This is a genomic window from Mycobacterium sp. 360MFTsu5.1, from assembly GCF_000383495.1.
GTDB classification, from domain to species: Bacteria; Actinomycetota; Actinomycetes; order Mycobacteriales; family Mycobacteriaceae; genus Mycobacterium; species Mycobacterium mucogenicum_B.
In genome coordinates, this window is record NZ_KB911463.1 from 514,977 (window position 1) to 539,368 (window position 24,392).

At 68.9% G+C, this 24,392-nt stretch carries 22 protein-coding genes; 12 read left to right on the forward strand and 10 right to left on the reverse strand.

Annotation, left to right across the window (positions count from 1 at the left end; genetic code table 11):
• Window positions 1-36: 36 nt before the first annotated feature.
• Together H289_RS0106055 and H289_RS0106060 are read left to right on the forward strand one after the other, a co-directional pair.
• The gene (locus H289_RS0106055) at window positions 37-1,326 is read left to right on the forward strand and encodes an MFS transporter (RefSeq protein ID WP_020099869.1); all 1,290 of its coding nucleotides are present in this window, start codon (window positions 37-39) and stop codon (window positions 1,324-1,326) included.
• 9 nt (window positions 1,327-1,335) lie between these two features.
• On the forward strand, window positions 1,336-2,118 hold the full coding sequence (locus tag H289_RS0106060) for a TIGR03084 family metal-binding protein (protein ID WP_020099870.1): 783 nt from the start codon (window positions 1,336-1,338) through the stop codon (window positions 2,116-2,118).
• Between the two features lie 82 nt (window positions 2,119-2,200).
• On the opposite strand, the gene H289_RS0106065 is transcribed toward H289_RS0106060, so the two are convergent.
• Window positions 2,201-2,686, reverse strand: coding sequence for a hypothetical protein (locus H289_RS0106065; RefSeq protein WP_020099871.1), 486 nt, complete (start codon window positions 2,684-2,686; stop codon window positions 2,201-2,203).
• A gap of 18 nt (window positions 2,687-2,704) precedes the next feature.
• Window positions 2,705-4,165, reverse strand: a complete 1,461-nt coding sequence (locus H289_RS0106070; protein ID WP_020099872.1) for a CCA tRNA nucleotidyltransferase — start codon at window positions 4,163-4,165, stop codon at window positions 2,705-2,707.
• Window positions 4,166-4,288: 123 nt separating this feature from the next.
• On the opposite strand from H289_RS0106070, the gene H289_RS0106075 reads away from it, so the two are divergent.
• The 9 genes from H289_RS0106075 to H289_RS0106115 all read left to right on the forward strand — a co-directional run bounded on the left by H289_RS0106075 (window position 4,289) and on the right by H289_RS0106115 (window position 15,670).
• Entirely contained in the window at window positions 4,289-5,074 is a 786-nt protein-coding gene (locus tag H289_RS0106075) for an NUDIX hydrolase (protein ID WP_020099873.1), read from the forward strand.
• Window positions 5,071-7,461 (forward strand): hypothetical protein, encoded by a 2,391-nt coding sequence (locus H289_RS0106080; protein WP_020099874.1) that lies wholly within the window; start codon window positions 5,071-5,073, stop codon window positions 7,459-7,461. Before H289_RS0106075 ends, H289_RS0106080 begins: the two co-directional genes overlap by 4 nt.
• Window positions 7,458-10,844, forward strand: coding sequence for a murein biosynthesis integral membrane protein MurJ (gene murJ, locus H289_RS0106085; RefSeq protein WP_051128394.1), 3,387 nt, complete (start codon window positions 7,458-7,460; stop codon window positions 10,842-10,844). The genes H289_RS0106080 and murJ overlap by 4 nt, the downstream gene beginning before the upstream one ends.
• 96 nt (window positions 10,845-10,940) lie before the next feature.
• Complete coding sequence (gene sigM, locus H289_RS0106090) at window positions 10,941-11,492, forward strand: RNA polymerase sigma factor SigM (RefSeq protein WP_029104844.1); 552 nt, start codon at window positions 10,941-10,943, stop codon at window positions 11,490-11,492.
• A gap of 87 nt (window positions 11,493-11,579) precedes the next feature.
• Window positions 11,580-12,341: an RsmA family anti-sigma factor gene (locus tag H289_RS29890; protein ID WP_020099877.1), complete on the forward strand. Its 762-nt coding sequence runs from the start codon at window positions 11,580-11,582 to the stop codon at window positions 12,339-12,341.
• A 121-nt stretch (window positions 12,342-12,462) separates the two neighbouring features.
• Window positions 12,463-13,401 (forward strand): thioredoxin-disulfide reductase, encoded by a 939-nt coding sequence (gene trxB / locus H289_RS0106100; protein WP_020099878.1) that lies wholly within the window; start codon window positions 12,463-12,465, stop codon window positions 13,399-13,401.
• 40 nt (window positions 13,402-13,441) lie between these two features.
• On the forward strand, window positions 13,442-13,774 hold the full coding sequence (gene trxA / locus H289_RS0106105; RefSeq protein ID WP_020099879.1) for a thioredoxin: 333 nt from the start codon (window positions 13,442-13,444) through the stop codon (window positions 13,772-13,774).
• Between the two features lie 156 nt (window positions 13,775-13,930).
• Window positions 13,931-15,124, forward strand: coding sequence for an N-acetylmuramoyl-L-alanine amidase (locus tag H289_RS0106110; RefSeq protein WP_020099880.1), 1,194 nt, complete (start codon window positions 13,931-13,933; stop codon window positions 15,122-15,124).
• A gap of 72 nt (window positions 15,125-15,196) precedes the next feature.
• A complete protein-coding gene (locus tag H289_RS0106115) occupies window positions 15,197-15,670 on the forward strand; it encodes an ATP-binding protein (protein WP_020099881.1) in 474 nt (157 codons plus the stop codon).
• 281 nt (window positions 15,671-15,951) lie between these two features.
• Here the strand turns inward: H289_RS0106115 and H289_RS0106120 are convergent, their stop codons facing one another.
• Together H289_RS0106120 and H289_RS0106125 are read right to left on the reverse strand one after the other, a co-directional pair.
• Window positions 15,952-17,061 carry an MFS transporter gene (locus H289_RS0106120; protein ID WP_196809991.1) on the reverse strand — a complete coding sequence of 370 codons (1,110 nt, stop codon included), beginning with the start codon at window positions 17,059-17,061 and terminating at the stop codon, window positions 15,952-15,954.
• 20 nt (window positions 17,062-17,081) lie between these two features.
• Entirely contained in the window at window positions 17,082-17,864 is a 783-nt protein-coding gene (locus tag H289_RS0106125; protein ID WP_020099883.1) for an alpha/beta fold hydrolase, read from the reverse strand.
• Between the two features lie 54 nt (window positions 17,865-17,918).
• Between H289_RS0106125 and H289_RS0106130 the strand changes: the two genes are divergently transcribed.
• Window positions 17,919-18,257, forward strand: coding sequence for a MerR family transcriptional regulator (locus H289_RS0106130; RefSeq protein WP_020099884.1), 339 nt, complete (start codon window positions 17,919-17,921; stop codon window positions 18,255-18,257).
• A gap of 772 nt (window positions 18,258-19,029) precedes the next feature.
• Here H289_RS0106130 and pip read toward each other — a convergent pair.
• The 6 genes from pip to H289_RS0106160 all read right to left on the reverse strand — a co-directional run bounded on the left by pip (window position 19,030) and on the right by H289_RS0106160 (window position 24,348).
• A complete protein-coding gene (gene pip / locus H289_RS0106135) occupies window positions 19,030-19,989 on the reverse strand; it encodes a prolyl aminopeptidase (RefSeq protein ID WP_020099885.1) in 960 nt (319 codons plus the stop codon).
• Window positions 19,990-20,016: 27 nt separating this feature from the next.
• The gene (locus tag H289_RS0106140) at window positions 20,017-20,775 is read right to left on the reverse strand and encodes a hypothetical protein (RefSeq protein ID WP_036420294.1); all 759 of its coding nucleotides are present in this window, start codon (window positions 20,773-20,775) and stop codon (window positions 20,017-20,019) included.
• A gap of 233 nt (window positions 20,776-21,008) precedes the next feature.
• Window positions 21,009-22,034, reverse strand: coding sequence for a ParB/RepB/Spo0J family partition protein (locus H289_RS0106145; RefSeq protein ID WP_020099887.1), 1,026 nt, complete (start codon window positions 22,032-22,034; stop codon window positions 21,009-21,011).
• A 2-nt stretch (window positions 22,035-22,036) separates the two neighbouring features.
• The gene (locus H289_RS0106150; protein WP_020099888.1) at window positions 22,037-22,906 is read right to left on the reverse strand and encodes a ParA family protein; all 870 of its coding nucleotides are present in this window, start codon (window positions 22,904-22,906) and stop codon (window positions 22,037-22,039) included.
• A gap of 149 nt (window positions 22,907-23,055) precedes the next feature.
• Window positions 23,056-23,739: a 16S rRNA (guanine(527)-N(7))-methyltransferase RsmG gene (gene rsmG, locus H289_RS0106155; protein ID WP_020099889.1), complete on the reverse strand. Its 684-nt coding sequence runs from the start codon at window positions 23,737-23,739 to the stop codon at window positions 23,056-23,058.
• 66 nt (window positions 23,740-23,805) lie between these two features.
• Window positions 23,806-24,348, reverse strand: coding sequence for a Jag family protein (locus tag H289_RS0106160; protein WP_020099890.1), 543 nt, complete (start codon window positions 24,346-24,348; stop codon window positions 23,806-23,808).
• Window positions 24,349-24,392 lie beyond the last annotated feature (44 nt).

The following is a 24,392-nucleotide window of genomic DNA, read 5'->3' on the forward strand; positions in this document are numbered from 1 at the left end:
CGCCCGGCACTCTCAAATCAGGACACGAATATCCCAGTGACCGCCCGCCGTCCCCATCACGTCGTCCTGCATGCGGTGCAGGCCCTGCCGGACTTCCGCCGGCTGCTGGAACTGCGTGCGGTCAGCCAGTTCGGCGACGGACTCTTCCAGGCCGGCCTGGTGGGCGGCCTGCTGTTCAGCCCGGAACGCCAGGCCACCCCGCTGGCCATCGCCGGTGCCTTCGCCGCGCTGTACCTGCCGTACTCACTGCTGGGTCCGTTTGCCGGCGCGTTGCTCGACCGCTGGGACCGCCGGCAGGTGCTCATCGTCGCCAACCTCGGCCGGCTGCTGGTGATGATCTGCGTCGGCGCGCTGCTGGCCAACGCCGCGTCCGACCAGTGGATCCTGTTCGGCGCCTTGATCGTCAACGGCTTCACCCGCTTCGTCTCCTCCGGACTGTCGGCCGCACTGCCACATGTCGTGCCCACCGAACACGTCGTGTCGATGAACTCGGTGGCCACCGCGTGCGGAGCGGTGTCGGCGTTCGTGGGCGCCAACGTGATGCTGCTGCCCCGCTGGCTGCTGGGCGCGGGCGACACCAGCTCGGCCGTGGTGATCTGGCTGGCAGCGGTGGCCGTCGCGGTGGCGCTGTGGCTGTCGGTGCGCTTCCATCGCCACCTCCTGGGCCCTGACGACAGCGCCCGCGCCGTCCACGGTTCGGTCGCCTACGCCGTCATCACCGGCTGGGTCTACGGACTCCGGTCGGTGGCGAATGTGCCGACCGTGACGGCCACCCTCACCGGTCTGGCGGCCCACCGGATGGTGTTCGGCATCAACACCCTGATGGTGCTGGTGATCGTCCGGCATGGCGGCGGCGAACACGTCGCCGGGTTCGCGGTGACCGTCGTGTTCGTCGCCGCCGCGGGCCTCGGGTCGTTCCTGGGCAACGTCGTCATGCCGGCCGCGGTACGCCGCTGGGGTCGCTATGCAACCGCCAACGGCGCGCTCGCCGTCGCGGCAGTGGTTCAGCTCGCGGGCGTCGGCCTGCAGATACCGGTCCTGATCGCCTGCAGTCTGGTGCTGGGCACGGCCGGGCAGGTGGTCAAGTTGTGCGCCGACTCGGCGATGCAGCTCGACGTCGACGACGCCCTGCGTGGGCACGTGTTCGCCGTCCAGGACGCGCTGTTCTGGATGGCGTTCATCGTCGCGATCACGGTATCGGCGGCCGTAATCCCGGACGACGGCAAGTCGTCGGCACTGATGGCCGCCGGCTCCGTCGTCTACCTCGTGGGCATGGCCCTGCACGCGACGCTGGGCAAGCGCAGCAGAACCAGCGGTACCGTCTAGGGTGCTGCCATGGCCCCCAATGCTGCTGCCGGTGTCATCGCCGATCTGCGTGCCGAAAGTGACGACCTGGACCGTCTGGTCGCCGACCTGCCACCCGCCGAGTGGGCCACTGCGACCCCGGCCGAAGGCTGGACCATCGCCCATCAGATCGCGCATCTGTGGTGGACCGACCAGGTGTCGGTGCTGGCGGTGACCGACGAGGAAGCCTTCGCCGCGACGCTCACCGAGGCGTGGAAGAACCCGCTCGGCTTCGTCGACGTGGCGGCCGAAGAACTCGCGCAGACGCCGCCGGCAGAGATGCTGGCGCAGTGGCGCGCCACCCGGACCACGCTGCACGACGCATTGGAAGGTGTTGCCGACGGCCGCAAGCTGCCGTGGTTCGGCCCGCCGATGAGCGCCGCGTCCATGGCGAGCGCCCGGCTGATGGAGACCTGGGCGCACGGCGCTGACGTCGCCGACACGCTCGGGGTCCGGCGTGAGCCGACGGCCCGGCTCAAGTCGATCGCGCACATCGGCGTTCGGACAAGGGATTTCGCATTCACGCTCCACGAGCTGACTCCGCCGGCCGACGTGTTTCACGTGGAACTTTCCGCCCCCGACGGGTCGGTGTGGACCTGGGGTCCGGACGACGCCGCACAGCGGGTCACCGGCTCGGCCGAGGACTTCTGTCTCCTGGTCACGCAGCGGCGGCCGCTGCGGGAACTCGACGTCAAGGCCGTCGGCGATGACGCCCAGAAATGGCTGACCATCGCCCAGGCCTTCGCCGGGCCGCCCGGAGCCGGCCGGAACTGAGCTCGCGCCGGCTCACCGAAAGGGACCAAATGGTCGTCACGCGAGGCGACGCACAGCCATTTGGTCCTTCTCGGGCAGTGGACTAACCGCGCGCCACCACGCCCGCCGCGTCGGCCGTACCGTCTCCGTCGGCGTCTGACAGCTGCACATCCCATCGCCCGTCACCGTCGGTGTCCGCGTAGGCCACCGGCCCGGCCAGCACCCGGTCCGCGAGCCCGTTGCCATCGGCATCGATCAGCCGGTCGTCGGCCGCGCCGTCACCGTCGAAGTCGACGACCGCTCCCCCGCTCTGCTCGGTGCCGTCCAGACCGAACCACCGCAGCCCCGAGCCCACCGCCCAGGTACCCGACCCGTCGTCGGTGAACGACCGGCGCGCACCGTCGACATCGATCACGGCATGGTCGGCCCGGCCGTCCCCGTCGAAGTCGGCCAGCGCATCGTCGAACAATCCGTCGCCGTCCACATCGAGCCGCACGCCGTCCAGCGTGCCGTCGCCGTCGGCGTCCACCGCCGGCTCCCCCGGCCACCACGACGCCGACCCGTCCCCGTCACTCAGGCAATAGTCCATACCTGAATGGACGGCTGATCAGCCTCTGGCGTTCCACCATTTCTGCAATTCGGCGACGGCCTCGTCGTGGCTCAGCGGGCCGCGGTCCAGCCGCAGCTCCTTGAGGAACCGCCACGCCTCGCCGACCTGCGGGCCGGCCGGGATGCCGAGCAGCGTCATGATCTCGTTGCCGTCCAGGTCCGGCCGCACCCGGGCCAGATCCTCTTTCGCGGCCAGCTCCTCGATGCGTCGCTCGAGACCGTCGTAGTTGGCCTGCAACCGCGCCGCCCGACGACGGTTGCGGGTCGTGCAGTCCGCGCGCACCAGCTTGTGCAACCGGCTCAGCAGCGGCCCGGCGTCGGTGACGTACCGCCGCACGGCCGAGTCCGTCCACTGGCCGGTGCCCTTGTCGTCGGCGTAGCCGTGGAACCGCAGGTGCAGATACACCAGCTGCGAGACGTCGTCGACCATCTGCTTGGAGTACTTCAGCGCGCGCATCCGCTTGCGCGTCATCTTGGCGCCGACCACCTCGTGGTGGTGGAAGCTGACGCCCCCGTCGGGCTCGTGGCGGCGGGTGTCAGGCTTGCCGATGTCGTGCAGCAGCGCCGCCCAGCGCAGCACCAGATCCGGGCCCTCGTCCTCGAGGTCGATCGCCTGCCGCAGCACCGTCAGCGAGTGGTGGTACACGTCCTTGTGCTGGTGGTGTTCGTCGATCGCCATCCGCATCGCACCGACCTCGGGCAGCACGACATCGCCCAGTCCGGTCTGCACCATCAAATCCACGCCGGCCATGGGATCGGCGCCGAGCATCAGCTTGTCGAGCTCGGCGGCCACGCGCTCGGCGGTGATCCGGCCCAGCTGCGGCGCCATCTCGAGCAGGGCCTCGAGCACGCGCGGCGCCACCGAGAACCCCAGCTGTGAGACGAAGCGGGCCGCCCGCAACATCCGCAGCGGATCGTCACCGAACGACACCTGCGGCGCCGACGGGGTGTCGAGCACCTTGTCGGCGAGTGCGGCGAGCCCACCGAGTGGATCGTGGAACTCACCGATGCCGCCGGGCAGGTCCGGGTTGATCCGGACTGCCATGGCGTTCACGGTGAAGTCCCGGCGCACCAGGTCGTCCTCGAGCCGGTCGCCGAACACCACCTCGGGGTTGCGGGACACCTGGTCGTAGCTGTCGGCGCGGAAGGTGGTGATCTCGATGCGCTGCCCATACTTGGCCGCCCCGATGGTCCCGAATTCGATCCCGGTGTCCCACAACGCTTCTGCCCAGCCGCGCAGCATCTTCTGCAACTCGGCCGGACGGGCGTCGGTGGTGAAGTCCAGGTCGTTCAGCTCACGGCCCAGCAGCGCGTCGCGCACACTGCCGCCCACCAGGTACAGGTCGTGACCCGCGGCGGCGAATACCCGCCCCAGGTCTACGAGCAAACCCGCATGCTTGTTCAGTGCGACCGCGGCAGCGGTCAGCAACGCGGCATCGGTACTTGCTTCGTTCGGCACGTCCGATGAGCCTAATGCGCCCACCCCGCGGTTTGGTACCGACCATCGCGGCACGGTCACAACTGGGCCACTGACCGGCGAGTGGGGACAGGGCGCCCAACCTGAGCAGCTACTATCGCTTGGGTGTCGGAAGGCGAGCGTGCCAAACCACGACGACGCCGCGGGCGACGTCGCGGTCGACGCTCGGCAGGTCCGCCCAGCGACAACACCCAGGCCACCGACACCGATTCGGCAGCCGCGCCCCGCAACGGCACCGCACAAGCAGTCCCGGCGGCGGCTCCCGCCACCCCGGCTGCCCGCAAGTCGAACAACGACCGGCTGCGCACCGTCCACGAAACATCGGCCGGCGGGCTGGTGATCGACGGCCTCGACGGCCCCAAGGACACCCAGAAGGCGGCCCTCATCGGCCGCATCGACCGTCGTGGCCGCATGCTGTGGTCACTGCCCAAGGGGCACATCGAACTCGGCGAGACGGCCGAACAGACCGCCATCCGTGAGGTCGCCGAGGAGACCGGGCTGCAGGGCAGCGTGCTGGCCGCGCTCGGCAGCATCGACTACTGGTTCGTGACCGAGGGTCGGCGCGTGCACAAGACAGTGCACCATTACCTGATGCGATTCCTGGGCGGTGAACTCTCCGACGACGACGTCGAGGTCACCGAAGTGGCGTGGGTGCCGCTTCGGGAGCTGCCGTCCCGCCTGGCCTACGCCGACGAGCGCAAGCTCGCCGAGGTGGCCGGCGAACTGATCGACAAACTGCACACCGATGGACCGGGCGCCCTGCCGCCGCTGCCGCGCACCGCGCCGCGCCGCCGCCCACAGACCCATTCCCGCACGCGGAACCATCGCACCGACGACTCCGCCCATACCCAACCCGGCCGCCGCGCGAACGGCTGCGGACCCGGGTCGTGAAGGTCAGGTTGGCGGCCTCGACAGTTCTCCTGCGCGTCCTGGCAGTCACCGCCCTGTTGCTGTTGCTCACCGCCCCGATCACGCCGCAATCGTCGGCAGGCGAACCGGGCGGGGCGACGTTCCTGCAGCTGCGCATCGACCACGTCACTCCCGACGTCGTGACCACCACCAGTGAGCCGGTGGTGACGGTCAGCGGCACCGTCACCAATGTCGGTGACCGCCCGGTGCACGACGTCATGGTGCGCCTCGAGCACGCGGCCGCGGTGACGTCGTCGTCCGGGCTGCGGACGACGCTGGCCGGGGAGCCGACCGACTTCTCCGCCGTCGGCGACTTCACCACGGTGTCGCAGGATCTGGCGCGCGGACAGAGTGTGCCGTTCCGGCTGGCGTATCCGGTGCGGTCCGCCGAGCATCCCGCCCTGGGCATCGATCACCCCGGTGTGTACCCGCTGCTCGTCAACGTCAACGGCACCCCCGACTACGGCTCGGCCGCCCGGCTCGACGACGCCCGCTTCCTACTGCCGGTGCTCGGCGTGCCGGCCACCCCGGCCGCCGTGGGCAGCGGCAGTGGCCAGCAGCCGATCGACGCCGTCGTACCACCCGACACGGCACGCCCTGTCGCGCTGACCCTGCTGTGGCCGCTCGCCGACCGTCCGCACCTGGCGGCCGGCATCCCCGGACGCACCGAACCGGCGCGCCTCGCCGACGACGACCTCGCCACGTCCCTGGCCAACGGCGGCCGCCTCGACACCCTGCTGGCCGCGGCGGACTTCGCCACCAACGACCAGGTGGATCCCGGCGGCCTCATGCGGGGAGCCATGTGCCTGGCCGTCGACCCCGACCTGCTGATCACCGTCAACGCGATGAGCGGCGGCTACGTCGTGACCGACGACCCGGAGGCCGGCCTCAACTCGCCCACCCACCCGGGCACCGGCCAGCAGGCCGCGACCGAGTGGCTCAACAGGCTGCGGCAGCTCGCCCAACGGGTGTGTGTCACCCCGACGGTGTACGCCCAGGCCGACCTGCGCGCGCTGCAGCGCGTGGGCGACGCCGCCCTGAACACCACCGCCACCACCGATGCCGGGCCCATCGTCAACCAGCTGCTCGGCATCCAGTCCCTGCGCGGCGCGACGGTCGTCGGTGACGGCCCGCTCACGGGCCCGGCGGTACGGCTGCTGTCGGCGCAGCCCGAACCGACCGTCGCGATCGCCGCGGCGCCCATCACCGCCGACGACGCCGCGAATCCCGCCGACACCGCGCCCGTCCGCTACAGCGACAAAGTGACCGTGGCGCCGTTCGACCCGTGCGTCGCCGCGGCCCTGGCCGGCGCGGGCCGCACCCCGATCTCACCCGGGTACCTGGACACCTCGCTGCGGGTACCGCTCAACCACGACTCGCAGGTGGCGCGGCGCCAGGACGCCATCGCCTCAGTGCTGTGGCGTGGCCTGCAGCCCGACGCGCAACCGCGAAACCAGATCCTGATGCCGCCGCTGGCGTGGGACGTGACGCCCGACGACGCCCAGGCGATCCTGACGTCGGTCGCCACGGCGATCCACTCCGGCCTGGCCGTCGCCCGCCCGATGCCCGCGGTGATCGCCGACGCGCAGGCACTGCCGCCGACGCAGTCGGCCACCCCGCCGGACAACGGCACCGGCAACCCCAAGGCCCGCTACGGAGACGGCATCACCAGCCAGATCTCGACCACCATGGAACGGATCTGGGGCCTGACCGCCGCGCTCACCGTCAACACCCAGACGGGGCTGACGGGCGACCAGTACACGGCGCCGCTGCGGGAGGACATGCTGCGGGCGCTGACGCAGTCGGTACCGCCGACCGTCCGCGAAGCCCTGGCCCAGGAGCGCGTCAGCACCACGCAGCGCACGATGGACGACCTGTTCCACGGCGTCACCGTCGTCAACCCCGGCGGCTCGTACACGCTGGCCACCGAACGCAGTCCCCTCCCCCTGGCCCTGCGCAACGACCTGCCGGTGCCGATCCGGGTACGGCTGGTCATCGACGCGCCACCGGGCATGACCGTCACCGACATGGGTGAGATCGAACTGCCGCCGGGCTACCTGCCGCTGCGGGTACCGATCGAGGTGCATTTCACCCAGCGCGTCGCGGTCGATGTCTCCCTGCGCACGGTCAACGGTCTGACGCTCGGCGAGCCGGTCCGGCTGTCGGTGCATTCCAACGCCTACGGCAAGGTGCTGTTCTTCATCACGCTGTCCGCCGGCGCGGTGCTGTTCCTGCTGGCCGGCCGGCGGCTGTGGCACCGGTTCCGCGGTCAGCCCGACCGCGCCGATCTGGACCGCCCGCACCACAGCCGGCCCATCCGGCCCGATCCACTCGACACCGCCATCGCCCACGCCCCGGAGGACTCATGAGCGCGCCGCGCAGTCCCCGGCCTCAGGCACCCCGGGCACCCCAGGCACCGCCCCGGCGGGCCGAGCTGTCCGACGCCGCCGTCGTCTCCCGGTCCTGGGGCATGGCCTTCGCCACGCTGGTCAGCCGTATCACCGGGTTCCTGCGGATCGTGCTGCTCGCCGCGATTCTCGGTGCGGCCCTGTCGAGTTCGTTCACCGTCGCCAACCAGCTGCCGAACATGGTGGCGGCCCTGGTGCTGGAGGCGACGTTCACCGCGATCTTCGTGCCGGTGCTGGCGCGGGCCGAACGGGACGACGCCGACGGTGGTGCCGCGTTCGTGCGGCGGCTGGTCACGCTGGCCACCGCGCTACTGCTGCTGACGACGGTGCTGTCGGTCGCGGCGGCACCGCTGCTGGTGCGGCTGATGCTGGGCAGTGACCCGCAGGTCAACGAGCCACTCACCACCGCCTTCGCGTATCTGCTGCTGCCCCAGATCATCTTCTACGGGTTGACCGCGGTCTACATGGCAATCCTGAACAACCGCAACGTGTTCGGGCCGCCGGCGTGGGCGCCGGTGCTCAACAACGTGGTCGCGATCATCACGCTCGGCGTGTATGTGCTTGTCCCGGGCGAACTCTCGATCGATCCCGTCGAGATGGGCAACGCCAAGCTGCTGGTGCTCGGCATCGGCACCACACTCGGCGTCGTGGCCCAGGCCGGGATCCTGCTGTACTCCCTGCGCCAACATCGCGTCGACCTGCGGCCGCTGTGGGGCATCGACGACCGGCTCAAGAAGTTCGGCACCATGGCCGTCGCCATGATGCTGTACGTCCTGATCAGCCAGATCGGGCTGATCGTCGGCAACGAGATCGCCAGCCACGCAGCCGCTTCCGGCCCGGCGATCTACAACTACGCCTGGCTGCTGCTGCAGCTGCCCTTCGGCATGATCGGCGTGACGGTGCTGACCGTCGTGATGCCCCGGCTGTCCCGCAACGCCGCCGCGAACGACAACCCCGCGGTGCTCGCCGACTTCTCGCTGGCCACCCGGCTGACCATGGTGACGCTCATCCCGATCGTCGCCTTCATGACCGTCGGCGGTCCCGCCATCGGCAACGCCCTGTTCGCGTACGGCAACTTCGGGGCCACCGACGCCGGCTATCTCGGCATGGCCATCACGCTGTCGGCGTTCACCCTGATCCCGTATTCCATGCTGCTGCTGGAACTCCGGGTGTTCTACGCCCGCGAACAGCCCTGGATCCCGATCGTCGTGATCGTCGTGATCACCGTGGTGAAGATCGCCGGCTCGCTGATCGCGCCGCACCTGACCGACGACCGGGAACTCGTGGCCGGCTATCTCGGCCTGGCCAACGGCTTGGGCTTCCTCGCCGGTGCGACCGTCGGCTACGTGTTGTTGCGCTCCGCGCTGCGGCCGCCGCGCGGCCGGATGATCGAGCTGCCGGTGATCCGGACGATCCTGGTGACCGTCTGCGCCTCACTGGGATCGGGGCTGCTCGCCTATCTCGCCGACAAACTGCTGGGGTTCGAGCGGCTGACCGAGCACGGCGGCGCCGCCGGATCGTTGCTGCGCCTGGTTCTGCTCGGCGTGATCATGCTCCCGGTGATCGTGACGGTGCTCGTGGCCGCCAAGGTGCCCGACGCGCTGGCCGCAGTGGCTTTCGTGAAGCGCCGGCTGGGCCGCGGCGGCCCCGCACCGACCCCCGCAGTCCAGGTCAGCTCGGCTGTACCGGACTCCGGACGAACCTCGGTCCCGTACCCTGGACACGGCATTTCATCACCGGTACCACCGCGGCCCGGCGCGTCCGCCACTGGCGGGGCATACCGGGGAAGTGGTACCACGGGCGGGCTTCGGAAAGGATTTGCGGTGACCGACGCACCCGCGGACCAGGGATCCGCCCCCATCTCGGATACGTCGGGCGGCAGCGACGACGTCGCCTTGCGGGCCGGCGCGGTCGTCGCCGACGGCCGCTACCGTCTGCTCGTCTTCCACGGCGGTCCCCCGGATCTGCAGTTCTGGCACGCCCTCGACATCGCGCTCGACCGCCAGGTCGCGCTCACGTTCATCGACCATGACGGCGAGCTGCCGCAGTCGATGGTCCAGGAAATCCTCACCCGGACAAGCAAACTGAGCCACATCGAGGGACCCGGCCTGGCCCGGATCCTGGATGTCACCCGGCTCGGCCACGGCGGCCTGGTGGTCAGCGAATGGATCCGCGGCGGTTCGCTCGCCGAGGTCGCCGCGACGGAACCGTCCCCGATGGGCGGCGCCCGTGCCATCCAGTCCCTGGCGTCGACGGCCGAATCCGCGCACCGGGCCGGCGTCGCGTTGTCGATCGATCACCCCGGCCGAATCCGGGTCAGCATCGAGGGCGACGTAGTGCTCGCCTTCCCCGGCACGCTGCCGTCGGCCACCCCTGAGGACGACATCCGCGGCGTCGGCGCGACGCTGTACGCGCTGCTGGTCAACCGGTGGCCGCTGCCCGAGTCCGGCGCGCTCAGCGGCATGCTGCCCGCGACGCAGAACAGCGCGGGCCAGCCCGTCGAACCCCGCGCGGTCGACGGGACCATCCCCTTCCAGATCTCCGCCGCAGCCGCCCGCGCCGTGCAGGAAGGTGGCGGAATCCGTTCGGCCCCAACGCTGTTGAACCTGCTGCAGCAGGCCACCACGGTGGCGGACACCACGGAACTGCTCGAGCCCGTCGACAGCTCGCAGGGCCCGGACTCCGAGGACGCGGCGGAACTCGAAGCGGCCGCCAAGCGGCGCAAGGCATTGCTGATCGGGGTGGGGGTCGGTGGGGCCATCCTGCTCGTGGCGCTGCTGGTGCTGGCGTCGGTGCTCAAGGGCATCTTCGGTGACGTCGGTGGCGGCCTGGACAAGCAGCAGCTCGGCCTCAACAGCCAGCGCCCGACCACGAGCGGTGCGCCGACGCCCGGCAATGTGGTGAAACCCGTTGGTGTGACCGTGTTTTCGCCCGGCGGTGGCGCGGACTCCCCGGAGACCGCGGGCAAGGCCATCACCGGCGCCTCAGGTGATGCCTGGTCGACCGATGTCTACACCGACCCCACACCGTTCCCCGGTTTCAAGAGCGGCGTCGGCCTCATGCTGAACCTGCCCCAGGCGACCACGGTCGCGTCGGTGAGCCTCAACCTGACCAGTACCGGCACCGCGATCCAGATTCGGTCGGCGCAATCCGCCAACCCGTCCTCGCTCGATGCCACGACGGTGCTGACGCAGCCGGCGACCATGAAGACGGGCTCCAACACCATCACGATCAGCAACGCGCAGCCGACGCAGCATCTGCTGATCTGGATCTCCACGCTGGGGACCGTCGACGGCAAGAGCAAGACCGACATCTCCAACGTCGTCGTGAAGGCTGCCGCGTAAGTTATCCACAGGCCTGGACACGCTATCTGTGCAGGTCAGGACAATGACGGCCAATTCGCGTCGGGTGCGTTCCCGGACCCGATTTATGGTTCGGAAGTGGGGAGTTTCGGGGGGCCACAGTCGGACGCGTCAGACGCAGAATTGCTCGCGGCACACATTGCCGGTGAGCGGTACGCGTTCGAGGAGCTGTTCCATCGACACCGCCACCAGCTGTACCGGCTCGCCCGCCTGACGAGCCACGACCCGCAGGATGCTCTGGACGCCCTGCAGGACGCGCTGTTCAAAGCCCACCGGCACGCCCCGCGGTTCCGCCACGACAGTTCGGTGCGCAGCTGGCTGTGCCGCATCGTGGTGAACTCGTGCCTGGACCGGTTGCGTCACAACAAGTTTCGACGTGCCGAAGAGCTCAGCGACGCCACCTGCCAGACCGCGGACCCCGCACACCGGATCGAGACCACCATCGTCATCGAGCGGGCGCTGCTGCGACTGCCGGTCGAACAGCGGGCGGCGGTGGTCGCCGTCGACATGCAGGGCTATTCGGTCGCCGAGACCGCGGCGATGCTGGGTATCGCCGAGGGCACTGTGAAGAGCCGCTGCGCGCGGGCGCGCGCGAAACTCGCCCAGTCGCTCGCCCATCTCGTCGACTGACGGGGACCGGTCACGTGACGTTTTCGCGCCGTGCACCCGGGACGGCGTACCGCGGGTCTGTGCGGCGACCGGATTAGGCTTCGGCAGGTGGACGACGACCAGGCCGACGAGTCCGTCTCCCTCGAGCTACTGGCCGACCTACAGGCAGGGCTGCTCGACGACGCCACAGCGGCCGAACTGCGCCGGCGCATCCGCGACGATCCGGCGCTCGCACGTCGGTACGCCGCGCTCGAACAGGTCCGCCGCGACGTCCACGACCTGGCGGAGGACACCACCGCGAGCGACCTTCCCGCCGAAGCCACCGCCCGCATCGGGTCCGCGCTGCGCGCTGCCGGCCCCGGGCCGCGCCACACCGTCGTCCCCGGCCGCTCGGCCGGCCACGGCGCACGTACGGTGCGGCCCGCCGTCGTCGCGGGTGCCGTCGCCGGGCTCGTCGCGGTCGGCATCGGCGCTGTCGTGGTGTTCACCGGGTCCGACGAACCAGCCCGGACCTCCGCCGGCCCCAAGGCCGCGTCACTGACCGTCCAGCGCCAGGCCGGGATGCCCTGGCCGGACCGGCAGATTCTGAGTCTGCGGAACCGGCCGCCCGAGCTGGGGGCCCTCGCCGCACCGGATCGCCTGCGGTCCTGTCTGGCGGGGCTCGGTTACTCCCCCACCACGTCGGTGCTCGGCGCCGCCACCCTGACCATGCGCGACCGCGCCCAGGTGCTCCTGCTGCTCCCCAAGGCCGACGACGGCGCTGTGATGGCCCTGGTGGTGTCTCCCGGCTGCAATTCGAGCGACGCCGGCCTGGCCGCCGACGCCGTCATCTCCGATGCTCCGGACCCGCCGACGCAATCGCGCCGCTGACCGCCCCGGAGCCCGCCCAACGGCCGGGAACACCGGCACTTACCCTGGTGTTATAGGCGTACCGACTCTGGCAGCAGGCCGACCAGGTATGAGCCTGACCAGAGCCAGATGAAAGGCGGCCATGACCACCCAAGACACCGTGCACGACGTGATCATCATCGGCTCCGGGCCGGCCGGCTACACCGCTGCGGTGTACACGGCTCGCGCCCAGCTCAAGCCGCTGGTTTTCGAGGGTGTCCAGTTCGGTGGTGCGTTGATGACCACCACTGAGGTGGAGAACTACCCGGGCTTCAAGGAAGGCATCACCGGCCCCGAGCTCATGGAGGAGATGCGCGAGCAGGCGCTGCGGTTCGGCGCCGACCTGCGCATGGAGGACGTCGAGGCGGTATCCCTCGACGGACCCGTCAAGACCGTCACGGTCGACGGCGAGACCTACCAGGCCCGCGCCGTCATCCTCGCGATGGGTGCCGCTGCCCGCCACCTCGGTGTGCCGGGCGAGCAGGAGCTGATCGGCCAGGGCGTGAGCACCTGCGCCACCTGTGACGGTTTCTTCTTCCGCGACCAGGACATCGCGGTCATCGGCGGCGGCGACTCCGCCATGGAGGAGGCGACGTTCCTGACGCGCTTCGCCCGCTCGGTGACGCTGATCCACCGCCGGGACGAGTTCCGCGCCTCGCGGATCATGCTGGAGCGCGCCCAGGCCAACGAGAAGATCACGTTCGTCACCAACACCGAAGTTGTTGCGGTGGAAGGTGATTCGAAGGTCAGCGGGCTGCTGCTGCGCAACACCGTCACCGGCGAGGAGAGCAAGCTCCCGGTCACCGGCGTGTTCGTCGCCATCGGCCATGACCCGCGGTCTGGGCTGGTGCGCGGTCTCGTCGATCTCGACGACGAGGGCTACGTGCAGGTGCAGGGCCGCACCACCAACACGTCGCTCGACGGCGTGTTCGCCGCCGGCGATCTGGTCGACCACACCTACCGGCAGGCCATCACCGCGGCCGGCAGCGGCTGTGCGGCGGCCATCGACGCCGAGCGCTGGCTCGCCGAGCACCACGGCTGATCGTCCTTCCCCCACAGAGTTCACCCGAGAGGAGCAGTACATGAGCGAGGGCAGCGCAACGCTGACCGTCACCGACGGTTCGTTCGACAGCGACGTCATCAAGAGCGGCACCCCGGTGCTGGTCGACTTCTGGGCGACCTGGTGCGGACCGTGCAAGATGATCGCCCCGGTGCTCGAGGAACTGGCCGGCGAGAAGGCCGGCGAGCTGACGATCGCCAAGCTCGACGTCGACGCCAACCCCGAGACCGCCCGCAGCTTCAACGTCGTCTCGATCCCGACGCTGATCCTGTTCAAGGACGGCGAGCCGGTGAAGCGCATCGTCGGCGCCAAGGGCAAGGCCGCCCTGCTGCGCGAAATCGCAGACGAACTCTGATCGCATCAGTGGCTGCGACCCGCCGGATTCGGCGGGTCGCACCGCTGCTGCCTGTGAAGTTGCGGAATCCTGAGGAGCGTCTGCGACAATGGGTCCAGGCGTCCCGCCAGTGCGCAGCTGTCCGCCCGCCTGGCGTCCGTGATTGAAAGGCCAGGAATGTCGATACTGCGTCGCGGTGACCGGGGAGGTTCGGTCACCGAGATTCGGGCCGCACTGGCCGCCCTGGGACTGCTGGACAGTCCCGACGCGGATCTCACCACCGGCAAGCACGTCGCGCTCGACCTCTTCGACGAGGATCTCGACCAGGCCGTGCGTGCATTCCAGCAGCAGCGTGGACTGCTCGTCGACGGCATGGTCGGCGAGGCGACGTACCGCGCGCTGAAAGAGGCCTCGTACCGACTGGGGGCGCGCACGCTGTCGCACCAGTTCGGCGCCCCGATGTATGGCGACGACGTCGCCACCCTGCAGTCCCGGCTGCAGGATCTCGGTTTCTACACCGGTCTCGTCGATGGTCATTTCGGCTTGCAGACCCACAACGGCTTGATGTCGTACCAGCGTGAGTACGGCATGTTCCCCGACGGCATCTGCGGTCCGGAGACGTTGCGCTCCCTGTACTTCCTGGGTTCGCGGGTCACCGGCGGTTCGCCGCACGCCATCCGCGAAGAGGAACTCGTCCGGCGCAGCGGCCCCCGCCTGACCGGAAAGCGGATCATCATCGATCCGGGCCGCGGCGGCGACGATCGCGGGCTCATCATGACCAGCCGATCCGGCCCGGTCAGTGAAGCCGACGTCCTGTGGGATCTCGCCAGCCGGTTGGAAGGCCGCATGACGGCCATCGGCATGGACACGTTCCTGTCGCGCCCCGTCAGCGGTAGCCCGGCCGATGCCGAGCGGGCCGCGACGGCCAACGCGGTCGGCGCCGATCTGATGATCAGCCTGCGGTGCGCCAGTCTGCCCAGCCCCGCGGCCAACGGCGTCGCCTCGTTCTACTTCGGCAACTCGCACGGTTCGGTGTCCACCATCGGCCGCAACCTCGCCGACTTCATTCAGCGGGAAGTCGTGGCGCGCAGCGGTTTACGCGACTGCCGGACCCACGGCCGGACCTGGGACCTGCTGCGGCTCACCCGGATGCCCACGGTGCAGGTCGACATCGGCTACGTGAGCAGCCCGCACGACCGTGAGCTGCTGACCTCTCCCGGTCACCGCGACTCGATCGCCGAAGGCATCCTCGCGGCGGTGAAGCGGCTGTACCTGTTGGGCAAGAACGACCGTCCCACAGGCACTTTCACGTTCGCCGAGCTGCTGGCCCACGAGATGTCGGTCGAGCAAGCCGGCCAGGCCGGCGCCTAGCCCTTCTCCCCTCAGCGTTTTCGTCATGCACGTCACCGTATTTCGGTGCGCGGGCTGGTTGAATCAGTCGGTATGAGTGGCGACGCCGCAATTCTCGTGACGGGCATGTCCGGGGTCGGTAAGTCGACGGCACTGTGCGGCCTTGCTGAACGGGGTTATGTCACCGTCGATACCGACGACGGTGACTGGATCGAAGTCGTCGACGGCGAGCCACTCTGGCGCGAACCTCTGATCGACGCGCTGCTGAACCAACGGCGCGATGCGCCCTTGTTCGTTCAGGGCACCGTGGCCAATCAGTGGCGCTTCTACGACCGGTTCGACGCGGTTGTACTCCTCACCGCCCCAACCGAAGTCGTGTTGGACAGGTTGCGGCGGCGCACGAACAACCCCTTCGGCAAGAGCGCCGATGAGCGCGCCCGGATCCTGGCCGACATCGCAGAGGTCGAACCGCTACTGCGGCAGTCGGCCACGCACGAGATCGACACGACCCGACCGCTGCCGGAAGTCATCGCAGTTCTGGTCGGCATCGCCGAGACGGCGGTCTAGCGGGCTCCGCTCACTCGTGCCGGCCCGAACTCCGTCTCCCCCAGCGTCGTCCCCGCATGGGCCGCCACTGACGCCTCATGGCCCGCGTGGTGGACCAGGAAGCGCCGGTCGCCAGACGTCCCCGGAACGCCGGCCGCGGCCCGATTTCGACCGCAAGGGCGACTGCGGCATGAGCGTCACGTGACGCTTGTTCCGGTTGGTCCTGGGTCATCGTGATTCGGGCCCCAGTGGCGGGGTGTTCCGACTTGGAGCTCCGTTCATGTCGCTCGTTTCTCCGGCGCTCACAACCACCGTCGGGCCAACACGGCCACCGGTGACGCGCACCCGATACCGATCAGCGCGAGCACCGTCAGTGATGCCGCCGCGTCTGAGGCCACGAGCTGCGATCCCGCCCAGGCGCCGGAGAAGATCCCGACTTGAAACGCCAGCACGTAGAGATACGACGCGAAAGCGGCGTTGGGGCAACGCTTGATGAGGATCGTCTGCATCGCCGGCGCCCAACACGCAAAGGCGGCTCCCCACAACAGAACCGCCGCGACGAACAACCCGCGCGAGCCGGTCAGGCTCAGCGTCGCGAATGCAATCAGCAGACCCGTCAGGGCCGCGACCACGACCGCGTAGCGGTGTCGATCGAGCAACCGCCCGGCGATGACGACCGCAGTCAGCGCGGCGCCGCCATAGCCCAGGAGCAGAACCGGGACGCCGGTGGCCGAGATCCCGATGTCGCCGGCCAACACCGTGATGAAAGAATACGGCGCATAGGCGGCGGTCACCACTAGCAGCGTCAGGACACAGACCGCTGCGACAGTGTGCGGCTCTCCGGATCGGCCGGCGGTCGGCGCCGCCACGGTACGACCGCTATGGCGGGGAACCAGCACCGCAATAGCCACCGCCAAGATCAAGGCGAGCACCGCCAGCACCAGAGACGCGGCTCTCCACCCGATGAGTAGGGAAAGCTGCGTAGTGAGCGGGGATCCCGCAGCCAACCCCAGCGCTGCCCCGACGAACACCAGCGCGGTCGCCTGCCCCGCACGTCCGGCTGGTGCGAGGGCACTGGCAAGCACCGGAGCCAGAGACCACACCGAACCATGCAAAATCGCGCCGACGACCCGGGCGAAGAGTGCCCACCCGGGCGTCGGAGCGACGGCCAGCAGCAGTTGCGACAACGACAGCGAAGCCAAGGCAGCGGTGAGCATGACGCGATGCTCGACGCGACGGGTGGCCAAAGCCACCGGGATGATTGCCGCGCCGGCAGCCACCGCGTACACGCCTACCAACAGCCCCGCAGCGGGCACTGTCGTGTGCAGTCCGTCGGCGATCTGCGGGACGACGCCGACCGGAAACATCTCTGCGGCGAGGTAGACGAAGGCGGCGGCAGACAGTACCGCCACCCGCCAGTGCCACCTGTCCGTCACAGCTTGTGCGCCAGCAGAAACTTCCGGATATCGGAGATCCATGTCCGCCCCTCGTCCGGTGTGAAGATGTGACCGGCGTCTGGATATTCCATCAGGACCGAGCCAGGAATGCCTGCTGCCAGAGCGCGAGTCGAGGACGGCTGCACGATGCGGTCCACGCCCGCCGCCACGACCAACGTCGGGATCGCGACCTCCGCGAGGCGGTCGCGGAGGTCGACCTCGGCGGCCAGCGCAGCCTGCTGCGGACTGCCGACCGGAATGCTCGCGCGGACGTTGGCCACAATCTCGTCGAGATTGCCGGCCTCGTCGAACGCCGACGGCGACGACACTGCTGTCAGGAACCGCGCCAGGATGTCGCGGTCGTGCGCGGCCAGATAGCGCCAGACGTCGACAACCAACCGCAACTGCGGATCGGCGTGCGCGAAGCCCACCGTCAGGACCAAGGCGCTGACGGCCTCGGGATGACGCAGTGCCGCGGTGATTGCTACCGCCGAACCCAGCGATAGCCCGAGGATGGGGAACCGGTCGAAGCCGGCCGCGCGCCCGGCGTCAACGATCGCGTCAGCCAGATCGTCAATGCGGTAGGAATCCGCCGTCAAGGGACTGCCTCCCGAACCCGGATAGTCCACGCCGATCAGCGTTCGCTCGCCGGCCATCTCTTCCATGAGTTGGCCGAAATTCAGCGCGACGCCGCCCCCTGCTCCGTGCGCGAGAAGCAGGGCAGGGCCGGAGCCGACGTGGGTGACCGTCAGCGTGGAAAGCAGGGAATCGTTGGGCATGCGGCGAAGTTAAACCCTGACATCAGCGTCAAGGTCAACCCAGGAGGAGCTCGCGTGCGGATCGGTGAAGTAGCGGCGGCAACCGGCAGTTCGGTCAGGTCGCTGCGCTACTACGAGGCTCAGGGTCTGATCGCACCGCAGCGCCGGTCCAACGGCTACCGCGACTACCACGCCGACACCGTGGAAGATGTGCGCCGGATCCGGATGTTGATCGACACCGGTTTCGGCGTACGCACCATTCGCCAATTGCTGCCCTGCATCGACGGCAGCGCGGTCGACATGTGCCCGGCCATCGCCGCCGCCATCAGACAGACACTGGCCGAGATGGACACCCGCATCGGCGACCTGAACCTCCGCCGCGCACGCATCGTCCAACTGCTGGACGGCCAGTAGGCCGCCGCCGAGCCAACTCACTCGGTGTGAATGCGTCAGGGTGCTGCATTCGGCTTCTCCTCCTCCCCTGCCCCGCACTGGCGCGCAGCTTCGATCTCAAGCCGGGCTGCGCCAGTCAACGGTGCTCTCGGCAACACCGCTTCGCCGCGCACGCCAACGGCGCCCGATCCCGCACCGCGCAATTGCAGCGCCGAAGTCACTCGCATCGAGGACGTGCGGGCTGCCTTCGCGGACCACGACAAGACGCTTGCCTCGTGTCTCGGATCAATCGCAGCCATGTGTCGGTTAGGGAACGGCGTAGTTGTCGGGCAGTCCGGCCCGGCGTGCGGCAACACAGCGGCGGCGTGGGTGGCCGGTGTGCGGCCGACATACCTGACTCCCACCCGCCGACCATCGCGACAGCTACATAGACCGCCGGCCGGGGTCTGCCCCGCGGCACCGCCTCCGGACAGGCGAGGGCCGGCTGGGCGTCAGGACGCCGCGCACCTCCGGCGCCTCAGTCGGGCGCACGATGATGCTCGCCGGCCGGACACGGGAGCCGCGCGATGCGGCTCGATGGTCGGGCCGACGCTCTCCTCCGTGAGCATCCGTCTTGCGCCGGTGTGAGTCCAGCACGCAACCCGCAACCGAGGCGCATCCGAGTGCGATGACGAAGCTCCCCCGTGTCACCGCACGATTCCGGTGTGGAGTGCCGAGGGCGCGGCCGCTGCCAGTGTCGCGGGCCCCGCGGACTTCCGCCGGATTGGCCGATGTTTCACGTGGAACCGCCGCGTCAGTTCCGCGGCGGAGTGAACCGTTCGACGGCGTCTGCGATCGCCGCCGCCATGGCCGGGCTGCCCGTGTGGCCCGAGTCTTCGATGATCCGGAGCTCGGCGTCCGGCCACGCCTGAGCGAGTTCCCACGCCGTCCGGACGGGCGCTGAGAGGTCGAGGCGGCCGTGGATCAGCACGCCGGGAATGCCGTCCAATCGATGCGCATCCTGCAGCAGTTGGCCGTCCTCCAGCCACGCCGTGTGCGCGAAGTAGTGCGTGCAGATCCGAACGAAGGCCAGCCGGCCGGCGTCGATCTTCGCCGAGTACTGCCCCGGCTTCCCCAACGCCTCGTGGGCGATCGCAGCGTCTTCCCACGCACACCAGTCCCGCGCCGCCCGCTCTCGCACGGCGGCGTCCGGGTGCTCCATCAGCCGGCAGTAGGCCTCGACGAGATTCCCGTCCCGGTCTCCCTCCGGTACGCCGTCGCGGAAGCGCTGCCACTCCGCAGGACGAACGAGCCGTAGCCCGTGGTACAGCCAGTCGACCTCCTGCGGCCGCGTCATCGTCACGCCGATCAGCACGACGCCGAGCACCCGATCCGGATGCCGTTGGGCGTACGCGAGGATCAACGTGGACGCCCAGGAGCCGCCGTACAGCAGCCAGCGATCGATCCCGAGATGACGGCGCAGCGCCTCCATATCGGCGAGCAGATGCTCAGTCGTATTGCACGACATGTCGGTCGACGGGTCCGCGGCGCTCGGCACGCTGTCACCGCATCCACGTTGATCGAACGCCACGATGCGGAAGCGCTCCGGGTCGAACTGCCTGTGGGCGTTGCGTGACCTGCCGGCGCCCGGGCCGCCTTGGACGATCAGAACCGGCTCGCCGACGGGATTGCCGCGGGTCTCCCAGTACATCCGGTTGCCGTCGCCGACATCGAGCAGTCCGCAGTCGTCGGGCTTCGACGGAGCGTCAGCCACGTGTGTTCACCGTGGAGGCCCGCTCCCCTATCGACCGGTGAGCGGCGTCCACAGCGCGGGGCTGGCGACCGCCCCGACGGGCTGCTGCAACGCACTGCTCTCCAGCAGTCGCTCCAGCGCCGCTTCGACATCAGCTTTCCAGCCGAGCCCCTGCTCAAGTTCCAGCCGCAGTCGCGGGAAGTAGGGATGCGGCGCGACGATCTCGAAGCCGTTGTCCTGAAGGAAGTCGGCCTCGATGACGCACTGATCGACCGCACACTCGCCGAATGCTTCGACCGTCGCCGCCAACTCCTCCGGACAGGCCTGCGTGCCACTCAGCTGGGCCACTTCGCTGGTGCGCCCGAATGCCTCCAGCGCGCGCACACCACGACGAACCAGATCGGCAACGACGGCGGCGATCAAGTGACGCGACAGCCCATCACCGTCGTCAGGACAGTCGACACCGATCGACGTGAGCAGAACCGCGTCGGGGCTGACCGGTCCGGTGGGAAAGCGCCCCGCCCGGGGCACGGCACGCGGCGGTGCATAGAACGCGTAGCCCAGACAGGGCGCGTCGTCGTTGGGGTCCTCGGCGCGGTCCGGGTCGCAGGCGACCGCCAACTGTCCGCACGATCCCCACTCGAGCATGACCATCGACAGCCATGCTTCCTTCTCGAACTCGGGGTCGCTGAGGTGGTCGCTGTCGCCGAGTGCCGACGGATCGACTTCCCAGAAGACACAGCGCCGCGCGTGCTTCGGCAGTCGCTCGAACGATTCGAGGCGCAGCGGCGTGATTCGTGAACTCACCAGACTCCCGTCGTCCACCCGATCGGATCAGGCTGCTCTTCCAGGATAAGAGACGCCGGCGCCGTCGACTCGATTTGTTCAGTCGGGATCGAGGGCGACCGAACGCTCAACTGTTCCACGTGAAACATCGCGGTTCCCCTCCCCGTCCCGCACGCCCCACAAACGTCACCGTCACAGTGACGTAACGGGGCCTTGTCCCTGGTCGGGTTGTCGCAGACCCAAAATCGGGTCGGTTAGCCTTGTTCCGTCTTCATCAGTTCGACGATGCGCTGGAGGTCGTCGACCGAGCCGAACTCGACGACGATCTTGCCCTTGCGCTTGCCGAGGCTCACGGTGACCTTCGTGTCGAACGCGGTCGAGAGCTGCTCGGCCACATCCTGCAGGCCGGGCATCTGGATCGGCTTGCGCTTGGGTGCCGGCGTCGGCTTGTCACCGTCGCGGTTGGCCAGGGTGACCGCTTCCTCGGTGGCACGGACGGACAGGCCCTCCGCCACGATGCGGGCGGCGAGCTCCTCCTGCTTCTCCGGTCCGCCATCGAGCGCCAGCAGGGCCCGGGCGTGGCCGGCCGACAGCACGCCGGCGGCAACGCGACGCTGCACCGCGATGGGCAGCTTCAGCAGACGGATCATGTTTGTGATCACCGGACGCGACCGACCGATGCGCGTCGCCAGTTCCTCGTGGGTGACGTCGAACTCCTCCAGCAGCTGCTGGTAGGCCGACGCCTCTTCGAGCGGGTTCAGCTGGACCCGGTGGATGTTCTCGAGCAGCGCATCGCGCAGCATGTTGTCGTCGGCGGTCTCGCGGACGATCGCCGGAATGGCCGTCAGGCCGGCCTCCTGCGAGGCGCGCCACCGACGCTCACCCATGATCAGCTGGTAGCGGTGCGGCCCGGACGGCTGGCTCAGCTCCCGCACCACGATGGGCTGCATGAGCCCGAACTCGCGGATGGAGTGCACCAGTTCCGCGAGCGCGTCGGCATCGAAGACGCTGCGCGGCTGGCGCGGGTTCGGCTGAATCGCCGACGGCTCGATCTCGCGGTACACCGCGCCGATCGCCTCGGCTTCGGCCCTGGCCGCCGCGGCCGAATCAGTAGCCACTGCTCCATTGACCGGACCGGTCGGACCGCCACCGATCAACACGTCGGCAGCCGCAGACCCCATCCGCAGCGACGTGTCCTGCTGCCCATCCTCGGGGGCACCGGTCGGGATGAGTGCCGCCAGCCCCCGTCCGAGTCCGCTGCGCTTCTTCGGCTGCGACATCGTTACTTCCTCACTCCCGACTCGCCACGTTGGGCGAGTTCACGGCTGGCGTCCAGATAGCTCATTGCTCCACGTGATCCCGGGTCGTAATCCAGGATCGTCATGCCGTACCCCGGTGCCTCGGAAACCTTGACGCTACGTGGGATGACGGTCCGCAAAACCTTATCGCCAAAGTGGTCCCGGACGTCCATCGCGACCTGGTCGGCGAGTTTGGTGCGGCCGTCGTACATCGTGAGGACGACGGTCGTGACGTCCAGCTGGGGATTGAGGTGCGCCTTGACCATCTCGATGTTGCGCAGGAGTTGACCCACACCCTCCAGCGCGTAGTACTCGCACTGAATCGGTATCAGCACTTCCGGCGCCGCCACGAGCGCGTTGATGGTCAGCAGACCCAACGACGGCGGGCAGTCGATGAAGACGTAGTCGAAGTTGTGGTCTTTGAGCGTCGCGAGCGCGTTCCGCAGCCGGGTTTCACGTGCCACCATGCTGACCAATTCGATCTCGGCGCCGGCCAGGTCGATGGTCGCCGGGACGCAGTAGAGGCGCTCGTTGTGCGGGCTGCGTTGCAGCGCGCTCTCGAGGGTGATCTCCCCGATCAACACCTCGTACGACGAGGCGGTGCCCGGCCGGTGTTCGATGCCCAGCGCGGTGCTGGCGTTGCCCTGGGGGTCCAGATCGATGACCAGAACGTTGAGCCCCTGCAGGGCCAGGGCCGCCGCCATGTTGACCGCAGTGGTGGTCTTGCCGACGCCGCCCTTCTGGTTGGCGATGGTGAACACCCGCTGGTGCGTCGGGCGTGGCAGCTGCTGTCCCTTGGCGCCGTGAAGGATCTGAACCGCGCGTTCGGCTTCCGCCCCGATCGGCGTATCCATCGTCACGCTTGGCCACGTTTCACGTGAAACATCAGTGTTCCCGTCGCTTCGCTCGCCTCTGGCATCGCTCACTGCCTTTCCTGATGTCGCGGCCGGGTCGGCCACTTCCGAAACTTCGGCCGACTTGTCGTTCCCCCGGGCCGACGATGTCATCGTCGATTCTTGGCCGGTCGACCGGTTGCCGCGCGCTTGGCTCCGCGCTTCGCCACGACCACGGTTGCGGGCGGAGTCAAATAGTTCACGCCACATTTCACCACCCTTACGTCCACAGCACCGAGTGAGTTGAGTGCCCGACGGTGTTCGACGATCTCGTCGGCCGCCCGCTCCCCCTTGAGAGCCAGCATCCGGCCGTCGACCTTGAGGAGGGGCAGGCTCCACTTGGCCAGCTTGTCGAGGGCAGCCACCGCGCGGGAGGTGACGACATCCAGCTCCCCAGCTTCGGCCCGGACCGTACGCTCCTCGGCGCGACCCCGAATCACCGTCACGTCGATCCCGAGTTCGGTGACGACTTCGCGAAGGAAGTCCGCCCGGCGCAGCAGCGGCTCGATCAGGACCACGTGAACATCGGGCCGCGCCAACGCCAACGGGATGCCCGGAAGGCCGGCCCCACTGCCGATATCGCCGATTCGTTCACCGCTGGAGACCAACTCGCCTATAGCGGCGCAATTCATCACGTGACGGTCCCACAACCGGCCCACTTCCGACGGGCCGATGAGCCCGCGCTCGATTCCATCGCCGGCGAGGATCTCCGCATAGCAGTGCGCCAGCTCGGCCCGATCACCAAAAACGTCGACGGCGGCGGCCGGTGGGGATGGGGCTTCACCATGTTTCACGTGAAACAGCCTCCACTTTCCCCGCCAGCTCGCCGCCGACGAACAACATCGATGTAATTAGAGTGCTCAATCGAGCAGAACAACCACCCGGCGCGACGGCTCGACGCCCTCGCTCTCGCTGTGGACGCCGTCCACGGCTGCCACGGCGTCGTGCACGATCTTGCGCTCGAACGGCGTCATCGGCGACAGCTCTTCACGCTCACCCGACGCCAGCACCCGCTCGGCGACCTTCTTGCCCAGCGCGGCCAGTTCATCACGCCGCTGCCGACGCCACCGGGCGATGTCCAGCATCAGCCGGCTGCGTTCGCCGGTCTTCTGGTGCACAGCCAACCGGGTCAGCTCCTGGAGCGCGTCCAGCACCTCGCCCTTGCGCCCCACCAGCTTGCTCAGATCGTTGCCGCCGTCGATGCTGACGACCGCGCGGTCGCCTTCGACATCCAGATCGATGTCGCCATCGAAGTCCAGCAGATCGAGGAGCTCCTCGAGGTAGTCACCGGCGATCTCGCCCTCGGCGACCAGGCGCTCCTCGAGATCGTCGTTCTTGCTTGCAGGAGCGGCCTCGGCCGTCGTCGGGGCCGGGGCCTCCGCCTGCGTTTCTGTGTCTGTCATATCCCTGCCTTCTCCCTCTTGCACCGGCCGTCGCTCAGGGTCTT